This window comes from Sphingomonas sp. (assembly GCF_029239295.1).
GTDB lineage: Bacteria > Pseudomonadota > Alphaproteobacteria > Sphingomonadales > Sphingomonadaceae > Sphingomonas.
Map to the genome: position 1 here is coordinate 17,363 of NZ_JAQZBC010000013.1, position 17,064 is coordinate 34,426.

The window sequence follows — 17,064 nt, forward strand, 5'->3', positions numbered from 1 at the left end:
ACTGGGGAGAAGCGGCCGCTGAATGGGGCTGAAGGCGCTCGGAGGAGCGCCGCCGCCGCTGCTCAATGGGGCAGGGAAAGGCGGATCAGATCGCCTGTGGTTGCCGGACCATGGCGTGAAGTCGATCCTTCACCTGCAGCCGAAGGCGCTTCAAACGCAGCAGGCGGAACGAGTCCGGCACGCGCCGCTTCAATTCGGTACGGATCTGCTCGTCCAGGCGCGCATGCAGCCGGGTCAAATTATAACGAAGGAAACTCAACGCCTCTCTCCAATCAATGATTGAACGATCGGATCAGCGATGATGTGAGAAGGCAGACTCAGGCCTACATCGAGCTAACCCGATGCGGTCCGACATCACGTCCGTCCTGAGACGGGCGCCAGAGGGGCCCGGTCCGCACAGTTGAAATTAGAGGCCGGGGGCAAAATATCAACCACTTCAAACATTACATTTTATTGCACAAACGTCAGCTTTTCGGCCAATTTTGACGCGCGGTTGCCCCCTCGCCTCCCGTCGCTGCGGCACCTGGCGCGACCGAATTTTGCCCCTGTCCGGCGCCCTCCGCTGCGTCGCCGAGCGAGCGTAGATATTCCTCATGGTCGGCCGCCGTGCCGACGAACCGCTTCATGCGCGACAGCCGTTCCGGCGGCACCGACATTTCCGCCTTGGCCAGTTCCTGCGCGATATAAGTGGCGTTGAAATCGGGCACGCCGGCACGCTTCAGATTGCTGGCGTTGCGCATCGAATCGCCGCTGCACAGCAGCAGCTGCCAGCCATAATCACCCATTTCGAACAACGCCCGGCCGCCGAAGTCGCCCTGCGTCCAATCGGCCAGTGCATGGTTGCCGCTCACCACGATCGGCCCGACGTCGATCGGCGCCAGCTGGCTGCCGAAATGCGCCTCGGTTGCCTCGCGCACGCGCCGCTCCTCGACCACGGGATTGGTGATCCCGCACCCTGCCAGCAGGAGCGCGAGCGCCGGCAGCAACCACCTAAGCACGGATCAGATTCCGCAGCCGGGTCAGCGCCCGGTCCTCCGGCTCGGCCGCATCCATCGTCGTGGCAAAATCGCCGTTACGATCGAACAGCAGGATGCGCGCCGTGTGGTCGATCGTATAATCGCCGTTGGGGAGCGGCACGCGCTCGACATAGATCTTATACGCTTCCTCGATGCGCTTCAGTTCGGCCGGCTCACCGGTCAGGCCGATGACCGGCGCGTCGAACATCGACAGGAAACTGGCAATATCCTCACGCTTGTCATGCTCCGGATCGACCGAGACGAAGACGATGTTCATCTTGTCCCCGTCGGCGCCCAGCTTCTTGTGCAGCAGCGCCATCCGGCTCATCGACGTCGGGCAGATATCCGGGCAGCGGGTGAAGCCGAAGAAGATCGCATAGGGCTTGCCCTTGAGCGTCTGTTCCGTGACCACCTTGCCATTGGTATCGGTCAGGCGAAACGCGCCACCGGGAGCGTTCTGCGCCGCGCCTGCCGCCTCATCCGCCTTGACGGCCGGGCTACCCGAACAGGCCGCCGTGCCCAGCGCAAGCGCCAGCGCGATCGTGGCCAATGTCCCCCGGCGCATCACTGATGCCCTCCATGATGCTTCTCGGGCGCGCCGGCCCCCGCCGTGCCGACCGTGAAGATCACCTTGACCTCACCCGCGCGCGCGAAGCGCAGCGTCGCGGGAAAGCGGTCGCCCTTCTTCAGCGGCGCCGTCAGCCCCATGAACATGATGTGATTGCCCCCTGGTGCCAGCGGCACCGTCGCGCCTGGCGCCAGCGTGATGCCGCTGGTCAGCGGGCGCATGCGCATGATGCCATTCTCCACCGTCATCGTGTGCAGCTCAACGCGGGCGGCGCGCGGCGATGATACGCCGACCAGCCGGTCAGCCACCGTGCCACCATTGCGGATCTGCGCATAACCCGCGCCCACCGTCGCGCGCGCCGCGGTGGCGCGGGACCATGGCTGCGACACGGTGATCGCACCCTTGCGAACATCCTGCGCCGCCACCGGCGCGGACAGGCTCGTTCCGATCATGATCAGGGGCAGCGCATATCGATGGCTCATCGTCACTCCTTGAGCGAACGGGCGTAGCGCCGCTCGCTTGGCAACCCGCCTCCCCACCGGCACCAGCATGAGGACAGCGGCGGGCATGGCGCGTCGCTGGTCGCTATTACCTTGTCCGGTACCGGGCCGGTGGCCGTGGGTCACTTGGACATTCTGTCCCAGACCGCGGCTGTCGAGCGAGTGCTAGGCTGTAGACTCATAAGTCCGGAGCCACAGGCGCATTGAGGCAAGCTGGACCATGGCCAGGAAGTTGGCGGCGAGCTTGTCATAGCGGGTGGCGACGCGGCGGAAGTGCTTCAGCTTGGAGAAGAACCGCTCGATGAGGTTGCGCTCGCGGTAGAGGCGCTTGCTGAAGCATGGTTTCCAACGTCGATTGCTCTTCGGCGGGATGTTATGCGTGGCACCCTGGTTCTGGATCAACTCGCGGATGCGATCGGCGTCGTAGGCCTTGTCGGCCAGCACGACGGTGCGCGGGCCGAGGTGGTCAAGCAGCGTATCGGCGATCTGCCCGTCATGCGTCTGGCCTGCGGTCAGACCGAGCCTGATCGGGAGCCCTTGCGCGTCGACGACGACGTGGATCTTGGTCGTGAGCCCGCCGCGTGATCGACCGAGACAATGATCTGCACCCCCCTTTTTCCCGTCGCGGCCTGCTGGTGGCGCGAATATAGATCTCTTTATGAGCGACACGCCCGAGATGATGCTTCCGGAACTTATGCGATCTGCCGCTTGCCGCAGCGGTAACGAATGGGGCTGGCGACCTGAAGAAATACCGTTGGTGATCGATGAAGCGGAGAAAGCAGGTCTCCTCAACATCGGCGGACAGCTACAGTTCTCTATGCCGGAAGGCACATGCGAATGCTACTGGGTAGAGGTCGATGCGCTGGCCGATGAGCCAAAGGACTTGACCTGGACCGAGCGCGTTGCACTCGCCGCTTCCGCTGCCAGACACAAGATGGCGGACATCAGCCGGCGCTACGACTTCATTGAAGAGGGTCGGAAAGCGTTCGCCGCTCCCTTTCAGGCGTACGAAGCCGCCGGCGGTGATGTTCGCGACCGCGTGTGCTTCATCTGGTACTTACAGGCTGACCAACCCTAACCGCCCTTCACCCGTTTATGGGTTCACGGCCTAGTCGACGCCGCGGCGCGCCGCATCGGCTTCGCGGATCAACTCGCCGAGGCCAATCGGCCGCACGTTCATCTGGTCCAGCAGCCGCAGCATATTCTCCCACCAGCAGTGGAACCGCGCCAGGTCGGCCGCGTCACGAACATAGGGCGTGTTGCCCGGCACCAGGCTCGGCGAATGGAAGGAAAATGTCAGCAGCCGCTCGCCTGCCGCGACGGCCTCGCGCACAGCGGCCGCCGCTTCGGCGAACGACACGCCCTCGGGCGTCAACGGCACGCGCGACAACAGTCCCGATCGCGCCAGCACGCCGCGGCCGCGCGGCACCCTCCCCGCCAGCCGATGCAGCCGCGCGCCGCCTTGTCGAAGCGCGCCGATGTAGCGGCTCGTCAGCGGCACCTCGATCAGCTCGCCTTCCAGCCGAAACGCCGCCGCCCCGATTGCGCTGTAATCGGGGCCGCCGACCGCGCTGTAATCGTGCAGCGCGCGCATCGAGGTGTCGACGCGGTAGCCGCGCGCCGCCAGCAATGCCGCTGTCGCCCGCCCAAGTCCGTAGCGCCCGGCGCGGAACGCCAACGGTGCGGCGCCAAACGCCTCGGCAATCGCATCGGTCAGTCGGTCGATCTTCGCCGCCGCCAAGCCGGGGTCGAGGTTCCCGACGAAGGATGACCAGGCCGACGGCGTCTCGTCATGCGGCGGATTGACCCATGGGTGCAGCTGCGCGCCGAACGACGCCGCGCCATACGCCGTCAGGCTGCGCAGCGTGTCCACCGCGGCGGGGCTGGTGGCTACCGGATAGTCACAAAGGTAGCAGGGCGCGACACCATGGTCGGCGAACCGGCGATGCATCGCAGGCAGTGCGGCAATTGCCTCCACCGCGGTCGCGTCCCGCGTAAACGGCGCCGACCAGTCGAACTCCTCTTCAGTGTCGACGAAGATGATGAAGCGGCGGCCCAACGCCGCTGGCCACGCGATCCGATCCGACGGCGGCGGCGGCGGAACCCGCCAGCCTTGCGAACCGCCCGTCGTCACCCGCCGCTGGTTGCCGCCTGCCCCAGCGTCTCGGCAACCGTCGCCGGCAGCGACACCACGACCCGTCCGGGCATAATCAGCATCTGCCCGCCAAGGCTCGCCGACAGATTGCGCACCAGCCGAAGGGCAAATCCGGTACCGAGCAGCGGCGCGCCCGGCAGTTCGGCCTCGCGCTCGGCGTCCAGCGCAAACAATTCCTCTTCCGTCAGATCGGCCAGCGCCCGCGGGAGCGCGATCGATACCAGCGCGGTGTCCAGTCCCGATGAGCCTGCCGTGACGGTGATGGTTTCGCCCGGCTGCGCCGCCGACACGATCGTGCCGATCAGACGGCCGAACAGCCGCTCCAGCGCGCGATCGTCGCTTCCCACCGCCAGCGCCGCGTCCAGTGGCGCGATGGTCAGCGTGCAGCCGCGCATCGTCGCCAGCGATCGCACCTCCTCCGCGATACGCCCCAGCACCGGCGCCAGCGCCATCACCGCGGGGCGCAGCTGCAGCGCATCCCCCTCGATCCGGGCCGCCAGGTCGAGATCCTCGATCGCCGCGATCAGATCCGCCGCCAGGCTGCGGATGGCCGCGGCGCGCTCGCGATAGACAGGCGCCACGGGACCAAGCAGCTGCGCTTCGATCAGCTCGGAAAAGCCGGCGATCGCGTTGGTCGGCGTGCGCAGTTCATGCACTAGGCGGCGCAGCCCCTCGGCATTGCCCTCCTCCACGCTGCGTGGTGCGCGCTCGTCACGGCGCGGGCGCCGCGCGCTGCCGCGATAGCCGCAAAAGCGTGCCGTCGCCGCGTCGAACAGCGGCGTTGCAGACAGCCGCCACTCACCGGCGAGCGCCGCCGCACCGTCCAGCGTCAGCCGCGCGTCGGTGAAGCTGGTCCGCGTTCGGATCGCGCTGCTTACCACGTCGTCCACCTGCGCCGTGCCGCTGGCCGGTGCCGTCAGCGAAAGGCCGATCAGCGCCCCGCGCGGCATCGCGTCGGTCCATGTCACGGTTCCATCGGCGCCGGTCTCGAAGCGGAAGGTATCGACCACGCGCAGCCGCGGCGGCGGCGCGGCCGGCCCCCGTGCCCGCTGGAAGCTGGCGATCCGATCGACCAGTTCGGCGATCTCGAACCCGCCCGTGTCACGCGGCTGCGGCGCTGGCGCTAAATCCGGCGCAGCCGGTTGCGGCGCATCGCTCGACACGATCACGCTCAGCTCGGCGACCACGTCATCGTCGGCAGGGGAAACATCGGCAGGCGCCGCGCTCAGTTCGCCCGCCGCCGTGAACGGCGCGCCATCATAGCCCAGCACGAAATCAGTCGATCCGAACGCCTCCAGCGCGCGGACCACGTCGGGCGCCAGATCGTCGCGCCGGCGCAGCACCGCCCGTCCGACTGGCCCCAGCTGCGGCACCATCGTCATCCATTCGCTCGCCGAAAGCCGCGCCGCGCGCAGGGCGGCAGAGGCGATCTCGGGCGTATCGCCGGCGAAGAAGGATACCAGTTCGACCGGTGGGTGGCCCAGCGCAAGGCTGCGGGCCGATGCTGCGCGCACGGCGGCCGGAACATGCCCGCGCAATGCCCGCAAGCGGCCGATCGTCTCCGTATCGGGCTGGACGCGCCCCCGCGCAATGAGGTCGGTCAGCTGGCGGAACGTCGCCTGCGCGCCAAAGGCGGTGGAGGAATCCGCAGCCAACACAGTCTTTAGACTATCGTCGAACCGCACGAACTGCCCCGTTTTACCGCGGCGACCCTTCGCCACGTCATCCCGCTCCTACCCTACGTGTCAGCGATCGCAAGCAACAGAATCACACACTTGTCACACGGTGAGACAATTGCGTTCTCGCGCAACTAAACTATAGGACCGGGCATGTTCTTGATAGAAAAGCTGCGTGCGGAAAGCGCGCATGGTGCTTGACCGGATCGATCGGCGGATCCTCGCACTGCTCCAGGAAGATGGCCGGATGACCAACGTTGACCTGGCGGAAAAGGTCGGGCTGACCGCTCCGCCATGTCTGCGCCGGGTGCGATCGCTGGAGCAGGCGGGGGTGATCCGCGGCTATCACGCCAATTGCGAGCCGGCGATGCTCGGCTTCCCCATCACGGTGTTCGCGATGGTCAGCCTGCGCAGTCAGGCGGAGCATGATCTGGCGGCGTTCGAGCGGCATGTGGCCGGCATCCCGGAAGTGCGCGAATGTCACATGCTGAACGGCGAGATCGACTTCATCCTGAAGATCGTCGCGTCGGACCTGGAATCATTCCAGCGCATCCTGACCACGCATCTCACCGCCGCGCCCAACGTGGCCAGCGTCAAATCCTCGCTCACCATCCGCACGGCAAAGGCCCAGCCGGGCGTGCCGATCGTGGTGGAGGAAGAGTAACGCCCCAGCCTCTCGGGCGGTACTGACCTGCCATCCTCCACGCACTGAATTGCGTGCCACCAACAAAAAAGGGGCGGCCTCGGCCGCCCCTTTCCATGTGATCAATCCGCCAGGATCAGGCCGTCGGCGGGTTGTCCAGATACACCGACCACAGCGACGCGATGTCGGTGCGCGGCGCAGTCTTCACCTCGGCGAAGGCGGCCTTTGCGCCAGCCTTGTCGCCCGATTTGGCGAGCGCGATGCCGAGGTGTGTGTTCACCACGTCGGCATCGACGCCGCCCTTCTGCAGCGCGACGCGGTACAGCTCGACCGCCTTGGCATAATTGCCCATGCCCAGGTATGCGTCACCCGTGTTGAGCGCGATGCGGCCGTTCGCGCCGGCCTTCGCCTTTGCTTCGACCGGTGCCAGCGAACCCTCGCTCGCGATCGCCTGATTGGCGACGCGCATCAGGTCGTTGGCCGACTGGCTGCTCGCCGGGATCTTGCCCGCGGCCTTGCCTTCGTCCAGCACTGCCTTGGTCTCGTACGGCAGGCCCAGATCATAGGTCCACTGCGCATAGGTCTCGTAATCATACTGGTCGGCCAGCGCCTTGCTGGCGCGCATCAGGCGATACAGGTCGACCTTCTGCCCCTTGTCGAGCGTCACGGCGCTCTGCTGCGTCAGACCATAGGTCACGACGCCGTCACGCCAGTTCTTGGCGGTCGGATAGGCGACGACCCACTTCTTGATCCAATTGGCGGTCTGCGGTCCCATGCGCTTCTTGTTGGTCTGCGCGATGGCGTACTTGTACAGGTCTTCGCTCGGCTTCTGGCCGGCCGCGACCTGCGCGTCGATCGCCTTCTCCAGCTCGGTAGATCCACCGGCGATATCGCCCGAATCCATCTTCAGCTTGACCATCTGCAGCGGCAGATTGGGGTCATTGTAGCCCAGTTGCTGGGCGCGCTGGAAATAGCTGATCGCGCCGGCATTGTCCTTGGCGTTCGCCGCCATGATGCCCAGCTGATAATTGTACTTCGCCACGTCGACCGCCGGGGTCTTCGGATTGGCGATCAGCGCCTCCAACGGTGCCTTCAGCCCGGATTCGTTCACCTGCTGGTTGGCAGCGCGCGCTTCCTGGATCTTCACGGCCTCGGACTGAAGCTGAAGCGCAGAGACGATGTAGCGGTCGTCGTCGGTCTTGGCAGCGGCCTGCGCCGTACCCAGCGCTGCGGCGGCAGCGGCGAAATCCTTCGCGCCGATCGCGGTCTGAGCGGCAGCGGCAGCATTCTGCACGTCCTTGCTCAGCTTCAGCGACGGACCACCGCCCTTCTGCTCATTCTTCTTCTGAGCGACAGCCGGAGCCGACACGGCAACGCCCGCCACACCTGCCATAAGCGCCGCCGCAAAGGCGACGCGGGAAATGCTCTTCATGAAAACTGCTCTCCTTTGAGGCGTGAACACTTGAATAGACGCTTAGTGCCCTCGTGCCGCTCCATCAAGAAAGCGCGCTGAACGGACATTGAACGTAATGATTTGCACGCCTAGCCGTTTCTTCATGAAAACGGCAATCATCGGCGCAAGCGGCGGGATCGGGCAGGCACTGGCTGAGGCGCTGGAGGAAGAAGGCGCATCGGTCCGCCGCTACGCTCGGCCGGCGCTCGACCTTCTCGACGAATCGACCATCGCCGCGGCGGCCGCCAGCGCCGGATCGCCAGAGCTGGTGATCGTCGCCACCGGTATCCTGCACGATGCGGAAAACGGCCCCGAGAAATCGATCGCGGCGCTGGACCCCGCTTGGCTCGCCCAACAATATGCCATCAACGCGATCGGCCCGGCGCTGATCGCCAAGCACTTCCTGCCCATCATGCCCAGACAGGGCCGGTCGGTACTGGCGTTCCTGTCGGCGCGGGTCGGCAGCATCTCTGACAATCGACTGGGCGGCTGGTACGGCTATCGCGCCAGCAAGGCCGCGCTGAACCAGCTCATCCGAACGCTGTCGATCGAGGACAAGCGCCGCAACGAACGCGGCATCATTGTCGGACTTCATCCGGGGACGGTTGATACGAAGTTGTCGAAGCCATTCCAGCAGGCCGGGCGTGACCTGTTCAAGCCGGATCGCGCGGCGGTGCAACTGCTGGATGTGATCGACGGGCTGAAGCCGCAGGACAGCGGCCGGGTGTTCGCCTGGGACGGGGCGGAGATCGCGCCCTAGCCGCGGCCAGCAGCGGCCTTTGCGCCACCCGCGCGCGCCCGTACGCGCGCGTGACATTTCAGTTGCACCCTCCTAGAGCGGGACGATCACGGAACCCATAGTGAAAGTAGCGTTTTGACCGACGAGACCGTCCTCGCCGACCCATCGGACATCGCTCCGATCTCCATCGTCGAGGAAATGAAGACCAGCTACCTCGATTACGCGATGAGCGTGATCGTGGCACGCGCGCTCCCCGACGTTCGCGACGGGTTGAAGCCGGTGCACCGGCGCATCCTCTATTCGGCGAACGAAAGCGGCTTCACCTACAACCGCCCGTACCGAAAGTCGGCCCGCATCGTCGGTGACGTGATCGGTAAATATCACCCGCACGGCGATACCGCGATCTATGACGCCTTGGCCCGCATGACGCAGGACTGGTCGATGCGCGCGCCGCTGATCGACGGCCAGGGCAACTTCGGCTCGATGGATCCCGATCCGCCCGCCGCGATGCGTTACACGGAGGCGCGCCTGTCGCGCGTCGCCGATTACCTGCTCGACGATCTCGACAAGGACACGGTCGATTTTCAGCCGAACTATGACGGCTCGGAAAGCGAACCTCAGGTCCTCCCCGCGCGCTTCCCCAACCTGCTGGTCAACGGCGCCGGCGGCATCGCGGTCGGCATGGCGACCAACATTCCGCCGCACAATCTGGGCGAAGTCGTCGACGCCTGCCTCGCCTATCTCGATCGCGCGATCAGCGGCGGGGAGCCACTGACGACCGAAGAACTGATGGAGATCGTGCCCGGGCCGGACTTCCCGACCGGCGCCGTGATCCTCGGCCGTGCGGGCGCACGCAGCGCCTATGAGACGGGCCGCGGCTCGATCATCGTGCGCTCGCGCTATGTGATCGAGGAAGGGCGCGGCGAGCGTCGCTCGATCGTCCTCACCGAAATCCCGTACCAGCAGGGCAAGAATGCGCTGGTGGAGAAGATTGCCGAAGCCGCGAAGGACAAGCGGATCGAGGGGATCGGCGACGTCCGCGACGAATCGAACCGCGAGGGCGTTCGCGTCGTCATCGAGCTGAAGCGCGATGCCACGCCGGAAGTGGTGCTGAACCAGCTGTGGCGTCACACGCCGGCGCAGGGCAGCTTCCCCGCCAACATGCTCGCGATCCGCGGTGGCCGGCCGGAGATGCTGCCGCTGCGCGAAATCATCGCCGCCTTCATCCAGTTTCGCGAGCAGGTCATCACCCGCCGCTCGAAGTTCGAACTGGCGAAGGCGCGTGACCGCGCGCACATCTTGCTCGGCCTCGTCATCGCCGTGACGAACCTGGACGAGGTCGTCCGGATGATCCGCGGTTCGTCCTCGCCGGCCGAAGCACGCGCTGCCCTGATGGCGCGCGACTGGCCGATCGCGGAGATCGCCGGCTACATCAAGCTGGTCGAAGCGGTCGAAACCGAGATCACTGGCGACACCTATCGCCTGTCGGAAATCCAGGTTCGCGCCATCCTCGACCTGCGCCTCCACCGCTTGACGGCACTGGGCCGTGACGAGATCGGCGACGAGCTAAAGACGCTGGCCGGTTCGATCGCGGAGCTGCTCGCGATCCTTGCCGACCGCGTGAAACTGTATGCGGTAATGCGCGAGGAACTGACCGAGGTTCGCGCGCTCTTCGCCACCCCGCGCCGGACCGAAATCGCCGCTGCCGCCGACGGCATCGATGACGAGGATCTGATCGAGCGCGAGGACATGGTCGTCACCGTGACCATGCAGGGCTACATCAAGCGCACGCCGCTGGAGGCGTTCCGCGCCCAGGCGCGCGGCGGCAAGGGCCGCAGCGGCATGGCGACCAAGGACGAGGACGCCGTCACCAGCCTGTTCGTCACCTCGACGCACACGCCGGTGCTGTTCTTCTCCACGCTCGGCCGGGTCTATCGCATGAAGGTGTGGCGCCTGCCGGAAGGCAGCGCGAACACCCGTGGCCGTCCGATGATCAACCTCTTGCCGCTTCAGCCGGGCGAGACGATTTCCACCGTCCTGCCGCTGCCGGAGGACGAATCGGAATGGGGCAAGCTCCACGTCATGTTCGCGACCGCACGCGGCAGCGTGCGCCGCAACGCGATGGACGCCTTCACCAACGTGCCCTCGAACGGCAAGATCGCGATGAAGTTCGAAGGCGACGATGTCGACGATCGCCTGATCGGCGTCGCGCTGCTCGAGGAAAATGACGACGTCCTGCTCGCCACGCGCCAGGGCAAGGCGATCCGCTTCCCCGGCAACGACGTGCGCGAGTTCCAGAGCCGCAACTCGACCGGCGTGCGCGGCATGCGCCTCGCGCCCGGCGATGAGGTGATCTCGCTGTCGATCCTGCACCGTACCGGCGCCACGCCGGAGGAGCGTGAGGAATATCTCCGCTTTGCCCCGTGGAAGGCGACCGAGCGTGAGGGCGAGCCGCAGATCCCGATGGACCGGTTCGAATTCCTGCGCGCGCACGAACAGTTCATCCTCACCGTCTGCGCCAACGGCTATGGCAAGCTGTCCTCGGCGTTCGAATACCGCCGCACCGGCCGCGGTGGTCAGGGCATCACCAACATCGACAATATCGGCCGCAACGGCCCGGTCGTCGCCAGCTTCCCGGCGAGCAAGAACGACCAGCTGATGCTCGTCACCGATCAGGCCAAGCTGATCCGCATGCCGCTCGCGAGCCTGCGCGTCATCGGCCGCAACTCGGCCGGCGTGCGCCTCTTCAACGTCAGCGACGACGAACATGTCGTCGGCTGCGCACGGATCGACGAGGAGCCAGAGCCCGAGAACGCCGCCGAGGAAGCGGTCGCCGCGGAACTCTCGCCCCCTGAAATCGCTCCAGACACGGGCGCGACGATCGGCGATGATGCCGCCGCCGGCCCGGAGGATGGCCAGTGACAGAACCGACGGCAGCTCAAGTGACCACCGCGTACAAGGTGCTGACTGCCGAACAGATGGCGGCGCTGGAGCACGAAGGCTCCTTCGCCGGCGCGCCGGTGGATGTGGCCGACGGCTACATCCACCTGTCCACCGCCGCCCAGCTGACCGAAACGGTCGACAAGCATTTCGCCGGTCAGCACGATCTGCACGTCGCGGCGGTCGATCTGGAGGCGCTCGGCGACAAGATCCGTTGGGAGGAAAGCCGCGGCGGGCAGCTGTTCCCGCACCTGTACGGTCCGATGACGCTCGACACGGTCGTCGCCTACAGCCCGATGGAGCGTGAACCCGACGGCACGGTGCGACTGCCCGTCACTGGCTGACGCTTCTCGGCGGACGCAGGCCGCCGCCAGCCGCCCGCGTCAGGCGTACAGGTCCACCACCGGCTCGCCCCCGCCCTCTTCCTGCAGCAGGAGCGTGCGGTGGCAATGGCAGGGATCCCGCTCGTAACACAGCAGCGCGCTCGGCTTCTCCGCCGCCAGCGTCCGCATCACCGCAGCCGCCGCCTGCGCCTCGGGCAGCGCCAGCTGATGGTCATAGACCTCGCGCAGCGTCGCCACATCGCCCTTCTTGGCCGCATCGCGCCCCCGCTTGGGCGTGCCCAGCGGCTTCAGATGGACATAGTCGATCCCGGCCTCGCGCAGTGATGCCGCCAGCGTCGATTTGGAGAAGCCCGGCCGGCGCGACAGCGGCAGCGCGCGGACATCGATCACGCGCTCAACGCCGGCCTTTTGCAAGGCGCCGATGAACTCGTCCATGGTCACGCCTTCGTAACCGATGGTGAAGATGGTCATGCGCGCTCCCCTGGCGAGGTCGCGGCGCCGCTCAGGAACTGTGGTCGGCGATGATCCGCCAGCCTTCCTTGCGCCGTTCGAACAACAGGGTGGTCAGCCCGCTCTGAGCGGTGCCGCTCGCCGGGGTCAGCGTCCATCGCGCCACCAGCAGCATATGGACGTTGCTGATCGTCCGCCACGCTGCGGGCTGGAAAGACAGCCGCCCGCGTGCATTGCCACCCTCGGCAAAGCTGCCGGCATAGCGCTTAGCGATCGCGGCCTTGCCTCGCACCAGCTCCTTGCCGGAGGAATAGACGGCATCGTCTGCATAGACCGCCATGAACCGATCGAGCGAACCGGTGTTCCACCCCGCGGCGCTGGCGGCCAGCTCGGCTTCGATCGCTGCCTGCGGACTGACGACCGCCGCGGCGGCAACAGCCGCCTGCGTCATGGCGATGGCAATCATGGTCATGTGTCCTCCCCCTCGACCAGTTGGGCGAGGGTCCGTTCGTCGACTGGTCCCGCGCGCAGGAAGCCCTGATAGAGATCGCATCCTTCCGCGGCGAGCAGATCTCGTTCGGCGGCGCTCTCCACCCCTTCGGCGATGGTGTGCAGGCCCAGCCCCGCCGCGATCGCGATCACGCCGCGCACGACCACGCGGGCACGCGGACCGCCCATGATGTCCTGCGTGATGCTGCGGTCGATCTTCAGGTAATCCAGCGGCAGCGCCTTCAGATAGGCAAGGCTCGAATAGCCGGTACCGAAATCATCGATCGCGACCCGTACGCCCGCATCGCGAAGCTGCTGCAACCGCTCGGCCGCGACCGGCAGGTCGGTGACCATGCCGCTTTCGGTCACTTCCGCCGTTACCCGGTCTGGCGCGATGTCGGCGCGGGCTATCATCGCCAGGAAATGGTCGGCGAAATCGGTGCGGGCGAGATCGGTGGCGGTGACGTTCACCGCGACGCGCAACTCCGCCAGCGCCCCGCGCCACGCCCCCGCCCGGCGCAGCGCCAGCGACTGAATATGCTCGGACAAGGCGAGGCCCAGCCCGGCGCGGGCCGCTGCGGCAAACAAGGTGCTCGCCCCCAGCACGCTGTGCCGCGGATGCTCCCACCTGGCCAGCGCCTCCACCCCGACAATCCGGTCACTGGCCAGTGCCACCTGCGGCTGGAACAGGATGTCGATCTCGCCCCGGTCCATTGCGCGATGAAGATCGGCGGCCAGGTCGATCCCGTCGCCCGCCAGCGGCTCAGCCGCGGTCCGCACCGCGGCTCCCTCCCCCGTCGATGCCAGCATCAGCGCGTCGCGCGCCCGGCGCACCAGCGACTCCGCCGCCTCACCTCCGCTACGATGCGCCAGTCCGATGCGCGCGCCGACGCTGGCCTCCTCGCGGCCGAGCGAGAAACGCTGCCCCAGCGCGATCTCCATCGCCGCGATCCTTGCAGATGCCTCGGCATTGTCACCGCGCAGCGCGACGATGAACCCGGCGCCATTGTCGCGCTCCATCACTGCCGTCTCAGGCAGCGTTCGCGCCAGCCGCGCCCCTGCCTGGTGCAGCAAGCTGTCACCAGCGCTGCGGCCATAAGCGACGTTCACCGTATCGAAGCGAGAAATGGATATTACCGCCACCGCTGCCGGTTCGTCGGGCGGCAGCGCCTCGACGAACCGCTCAACCCCGCCCTCGCTCGCTTCGCCCGCACGGCGAAATCGTCCGGTGCCACGCAGGCGACGGGCGTAGCGCGCCGCAAACCGCAAGGTTACGGCGAGTGAGGGGCTGTCGGCACTGGCAAGGCAGACGTGGGTTGCCCCTGCATCAAAGGCGTCGGCGGCGTCCTCCTCGTGCGCTAGCAGGACGACCAGAGCCGCCCGCGCGCGTGCCGCGATCAACCCCTCCGCGGCGACGGCTTTCGGGCCAGCAGCAGCATCGATCAGGCGGACGTCGGCGGTATCGCCGCCTGTCTGCCATCCCATGGATCGGACAAGATCTGTCAGCGGCTCGCAACCACTGCCCAGCGCCACTTCGGCTATATCGCTCGCATTCGTGCTCACCATTGCGGCCGTATGGGTCGCCACGCGTTGCAGCAACCATGGACGCACCCTTGTTCCGCCGCCCCACAGGGCTTAGCTGTTCCGATATGGGAGAGATGCCGGCCGAACCCGCACTGATCGACGGCTTTGGCCGATCGATCCAGTACCTGCGCATTTCGGTGACGGATCGCTGCGATCTGCGCTGTCGGTACTGCATGGCGGAGAAGATGACCTTCCTGCCGCGCAATCGGCTGCTGGCACTCGAGGAAATCGCAATCATCGCCGAACGGTTCATTGCGTTCGGCGTGCGCAAGATCCGCCTCTCGGGCGGTGAGCCGCTCGTTCGTCGCGACGTGATCGAACTGGCGGAGCGGCTTGGCGGCCATGTCGGCGGCGGTCTCGACGAACTCACCATGACGACCAATGCGACCCGGCTCGCCGATCATGCCGAGGCGCTCGTCGCTGCCGGCATGCGCCGCGTGAACGTCAGCCTCGACAGCCGCGACCCTGCGCTGTTCCGGCATATCACCCGCCATGGCGACGTAGCGCAGGTGCTAGACGGCATCGCAGCCGGCCAGAAGGCTGGACTGGCAATCAAGATCAACATGGTCGCGCTGAAGGGCCTGAACGAGCATGAGATCGCGCCAATGCTCGAATGGTGCATGGCGGAGGGCCACGACCTCACCCTCATCGAAACCATGCCGCTGGGCGCGATCGATGAGGATCGCACAGACCGGTTCCTGCCGCTGACCGCTGTCTTCGATCAACTGTCGGATCGTTTTTCGCTCTCGCGTGACGCCCACAGCACGGGCGGCCCCGCGCGTTATTGGCAGGTCAATGGCACCGCAACTCGGCTGGGGCTGATCTCGCCGCTCACCGCTAATTTCTGCGAAGGCTGCAACCGTGTGCGGTTGACGACGGAGGGCCGGCTGTATTCATGCCTAGGTCATGAGGATCAGGTGGATCTCAAGGAAGCGCTACGCAGCGGCGGCGTTGAGGCGCTGGACGCGGCTATCCGGCGCGGCATCGCGGCGAAACCCGCGCGGCATGATTTCCGCATCGAACGCGGCGCTGCCCCTGCCGTGTCGCGTCATATGAGCGTGACCGGCGGATGACGCTTTATCCTCGGCGGGCCTTGCTCGCCTCGCCGACCGCCACCGCACAGGCGGCGCGTGCGGCGCTCGCCGACGCATGGGATTGGTGCCATATCGACGAGGCCGATCTGGTGATCGCGCTCGGCGGCGACGGCTACATGCTCCAGGTGCTCCATTTGCTGCTCGACGCGCGGCGGTCCGACGTCCCCGTGTTCGGGATGAACCTTGGCACCGTCGGCTTCCTGATGAACGAATGGCGCCAGCACGATCTTGAGGAACGGCTGACCAATGCGCGCGCGGTGAAGGTCACGCCGCTGCTGATGACCGCCACCGGCGCCGATGGCCGCATCCATACCGTTCCCGCAATTAACGAAGTGTCGCTGCTGCGCGAAACGCGCCAGACCGCGAAGCTCGAGGTGTCGGTCAACGACCGCGTCGTGCTAGAGGAACTGGCTTGCGACGGCATCCTCGTCGCGACGCCCGCCGGGTCGACCGCCTACAATCTGTCGGCGCACGGGCCGATCCTGCCGCTCGGCTCCGCCCTGATCGCGCTTACCCCGATCAGCGCCTTTCGCCCGCGTCGCTGGCGCGGTGCGATCCTCCCGGACAAGACCCGGATCAAGCTGCGCGTGCTCGATCAGAACAAGCGGCCCGTCTCCGCGGTGGCAGACCAGCGCGAGATTCGGGAGGTCAGGGAGGTCGACATCGCGATCGATCGCGCGCGGGAGCTGACGCTGCTGTTCGACCCCGGCCATGCGCTCGACGACCGGATCACGATGGAACAGTTCATTGTCTGAAAGAATCCGCTGATCGGGGGGTTGCAAGCCGCGAGAATCCGGCTAAAGACGCGCCTCCCGCAGCGTTCCCTGATAGCTCAGCGGTAGAGCTCTCGACTGTTAATCGAGCGGCCGTAGGTTCGAATCCTACTCAGGGAGCCAGCGGGCCGGTTCACGGCGGTCCACCTCGACCCGACCGACGTTGATTTCCCCTACATTCCGGTCATTTCGCTGGTTCATGCCGGTTCAAAGCGCACCATCCAAGGCCGCGCCGCTCCCGATCGGTCGTGATTGTCATCATTGTCTCTGGCTATTCGGCATCGGGAAGGTGCTGGAAAGGCGGGATCATCGGCAGCTGACCGTCTTGGAAGGGTTGCTGCAGCGTGCCCATAGGGTGCGCCGTAGCCCAACCAAGGCGGCGCCTGACGTCCTCGAGCTGGACCCGGGATCCGGCAACGTCGCGCACGCGCAGGCTGCGCTTGGCTCCTGGCGTTTTTTTCGACCACGCCTCTCTTGATCAGCTGCGCAATCAGTTCCTTCGCACGGCTATCGCTGATCGACAGTTCGCGGCTGATTTCAACAGACGTCGGCGCCGTGCCGAAGCGGACGATCGGCTCGATGATGAATGCCAGCACCTGGTCGCGTCGCCGCAACGGCGCCGGGAAGTTCGCGCCCATAA

Annotated in this window: 19 protein-coding genes and 1 tRNA gene; 8 read left to right on the forward strand and 12 right to left on the reverse strand. The window is 66.3% G+C overall.

All coding sequences use genetic code 11. The features are described from left to right. Nucleotides 1–85 precede the first annotated feature (85 nt). The 5 genes from K0S66_RS12665 to K0S66_RS12685 form a co-directional block, all read right to left on the reverse strand. The gene (locus tag K0S66_RS12665; protein ID WP_301075806.1) at nucleotides 86–259 is read right to left on the reverse strand and encodes a DUF465 domain-containing protein; all 174 of its coding nucleotides are present in this window, start codon (nucleotides 257–259) and stop codon (nucleotides 86–88) included. Nucleotides 260–464: 205 nt separating this feature from the next. Further along, entirely contained in the window at nucleotides 465–998 is a 534-nt protein-coding gene (locus K0S66_RS12670; RefSeq protein ID WP_301075807.1) for a copper uptake system-associated protein, read from the reverse strand. After that, on the reverse strand, nucleotides 991–1,581 hold the full coding sequence (locus tag K0S66_RS12675; RefSeq protein ID WP_301075882.1) for an SCO family protein: 591 nt from the start codon (nucleotides 1,579–1,581) through the stop codon (nucleotides 991–993). Before K0S66_RS12675 ends, K0S66_RS12670 begins: the two co-directional genes overlap by 8 nt. Then, nucleotides 1,581–2,066 carry a copper chaperone PCu(A)C gene (locus tag K0S66_RS12680; protein WP_301075808.1) on the reverse strand — a complete coding sequence of 162 codons (486 nt, stop codon included), beginning with the start codon at nucleotides 2,064–2,066 and terminating at the stop codon, nucleotides 1,581–1,583. Before K0S66_RS12680 ends, K0S66_RS12675 begins: the two co-directional genes overlap by 1 nt. Before the next feature lie 183 nt (nucleotides 2,067–2,249). Further along, on the reverse strand, nucleotides 2,250–2,753 hold the full coding sequence (locus tag K0S66_RS12685) for an IS5 family transposase (protein WP_301075809.1): 504 nt from the start codon (nucleotides 2,751–2,753) through the stop codon (nucleotides 2,250–2,252). Between K0S66_RS12685 and K0S66_RS12690 the strand changes: the two genes are divergently transcribed. Then, entirely contained in the window at nucleotides 2,743–3,162 is a 420-nt protein-coding gene (locus K0S66_RS12690; RefSeq protein ID WP_301075810.1) for a hypothetical protein, read from the forward strand. The genes K0S66_RS12685 and K0S66_RS12690 overlap by 11 nt on opposite strands. A 30-nt stretch (nucleotides 3,163–3,192) precedes the next feature. Here the strand turns inward: K0S66_RS12690 and K0S66_RS12695 are convergent, their stop codons facing one another. Continuing rightward, on the reverse strand, nucleotides 3,193–4,218 hold the full coding sequence (locus tag K0S66_RS12695; protein ID WP_301075811.1) for a WalW protein: 1,026 nt from the start codon (nucleotides 4,216–4,218) through the stop codon (nucleotides 3,193–3,195). After that, a complete protein-coding gene (locus K0S66_RS12700) occupies nucleotides 4,215–5,960 on the reverse strand; it encodes a HAMP domain-containing sensor histidine kinase (RefSeq protein ID WP_301075812.1) in 1,746 nt (581 codons plus the stop codon). The genes K0S66_RS12695 and K0S66_RS12700 overlap by 4 nt, the downstream gene beginning before the upstream one ends. A gap of 145 nt (nucleotides 5,961–6,105) precedes the next feature. On the opposite strand from K0S66_RS12700, the gene K0S66_RS12705 reads away from it, so the two are divergent. Next, nucleotides 6,106–6,579, forward strand: coding sequence for an Lrp/AsnC family transcriptional regulator (locus K0S66_RS12705; RefSeq protein WP_301075883.1), 474 nt, complete (start codon nucleotides 6,106–6,108; stop codon nucleotides 6,577–6,579). Between the two features lie 115 nt (nucleotides 6,580–6,694). On the opposite strand, the gene K0S66_RS12710 is transcribed toward K0S66_RS12705, so the two are convergent. Further along, a complete protein-coding gene (locus K0S66_RS12710) occupies nucleotides 6,695–7,990 on the reverse strand; it encodes a hypothetical protein (protein ID WP_301075814.1) in 1,296 nt (431 codons plus the stop codon). A 124-nt stretch (nucleotides 7,991–8,114) separates the two neighbouring features. Between K0S66_RS12710 and K0S66_RS12715 the strand changes: the two genes are divergently transcribed. The 3 genes from K0S66_RS12715 to K0S66_RS12725 all read left to right on the forward strand — a co-directional run bounded on the left by K0S66_RS12715 (nucleotide 8,115) and on the right by K0S66_RS12725 (nucleotide 12,034). Further along, nucleotides 8,115–8,771 (forward strand): SDR family NAD(P)-dependent oxidoreductase, encoded by a 657-nt coding sequence (locus K0S66_RS12715; protein ID WP_301075815.1) that lies wholly within the window; start codon nucleotides 8,115–8,117, stop codon nucleotides 8,769–8,771. Between the two features lie 114 nt (nucleotides 8,772–8,885). Then, entirely contained in the window at nucleotides 8,886–11,672 is a 2,787-nt protein-coding gene (gyrA, locus tag K0S66_RS12720) for a DNA gyrase subunit A (RefSeq protein ID WP_301075816.1), read from the forward strand. Beyond that, entirely contained in the window at nucleotides 11,669–12,034 is a 366-nt protein-coding gene (locus K0S66_RS12725; protein ID WP_366520833.1) for a DUF952 domain-containing protein, read from the forward strand. The genes gyrA and K0S66_RS12725 overlap by 4 nt, the downstream gene beginning before the upstream one ends. 39 nt (nucleotides 12,035–12,073) lie before the next feature. Here K0S66_RS12725 and K0S66_RS12730 read toward each other — a convergent pair whose 3' ends face one another. Genes K0S66_RS12730 through K0S66_RS12740 form a run of 3 tightly spaced genes read right to left on the reverse strand, consistent with a single transcriptional unit; the run spans nucleotide 12,074 to nucleotide 14,458 of the window. Then, nucleotides 12,074–12,505, reverse strand: coding sequence for a DUF488 domain-containing protein (locus K0S66_RS12730; protein ID WP_301075818.1), 432 nt, complete (start codon nucleotides 12,503–12,505; stop codon nucleotides 12,074–12,076). 31 nt (nucleotides 12,506–12,536) lie between these two features. After that, nucleotides 12,537–12,956 carry an SgcJ/EcaC family oxidoreductase gene (locus K0S66_RS12735; RefSeq protein WP_301075819.1) on the reverse strand — a complete coding sequence of 140 codons (420 nt, stop codon included), beginning with the start codon at nucleotides 12,954–12,956 and terminating at the stop codon, nucleotides 12,537–12,539. Beyond that, a complete protein-coding gene (locus K0S66_RS12740) occupies nucleotides 12,953–14,458 on the reverse strand; it encodes a GGDEF domain-containing phosphodiesterase (RefSeq protein ID WP_301075821.1) in 1,506 nt (501 codons plus the stop codon). Before K0S66_RS12740 ends, K0S66_RS12735 begins: the two co-directional genes overlap by 4 nt. Nucleotides 14,459–14,631: 173 nt before the next feature. Between K0S66_RS12740 and moaA the strand changes: the two genes are divergently transcribed. From moaA to K0S66_RS12755, 3 genes are all read left to right on the forward strand, one after another. Beyond that, on the forward strand, nucleotides 14,632–15,630 hold the full coding sequence (gene moaA, locus K0S66_RS12745; RefSeq protein WP_301075822.1) for a GTP 3',8-cyclase MoaA: 999 nt from the start codon (nucleotides 14,632–14,634) through the stop codon (nucleotides 15,628–15,630). Then, nucleotides 15,627–16,406: an NAD kinase gene (locus tag K0S66_RS12750; RefSeq protein WP_301075824.1), complete on the forward strand. Its 780-nt coding sequence runs from the start codon at nucleotides 15,627–15,629 to the stop codon at nucleotides 16,404–16,406. The genes moaA and K0S66_RS12750 overlap by 4 nt, the downstream gene beginning before the upstream one ends. A gap of 66 nt (nucleotides 16,407–16,472) precedes the next feature. Then, a tRNA-Asn gene (locus K0S66_RS12755) sits at nucleotides 16,473–16,547 on the forward strand. 74 nt (nucleotides 16,548–16,621) lie between these two features. On the opposite strand, the gene K0S66_RS12760 is transcribed toward K0S66_RS12755, so the two are convergent. Further along, on the reverse strand, nucleotides 16,622–17,062 hold the full coding sequence (locus K0S66_RS12760) for a hypothetical protein (protein WP_301075825.1): 441 nt from the start codon (nucleotides 17,060–17,062) through the stop codon (nucleotides 16,622–16,624). Nucleotides 17,063–17,064 lie beyond the last annotated feature (2 nt).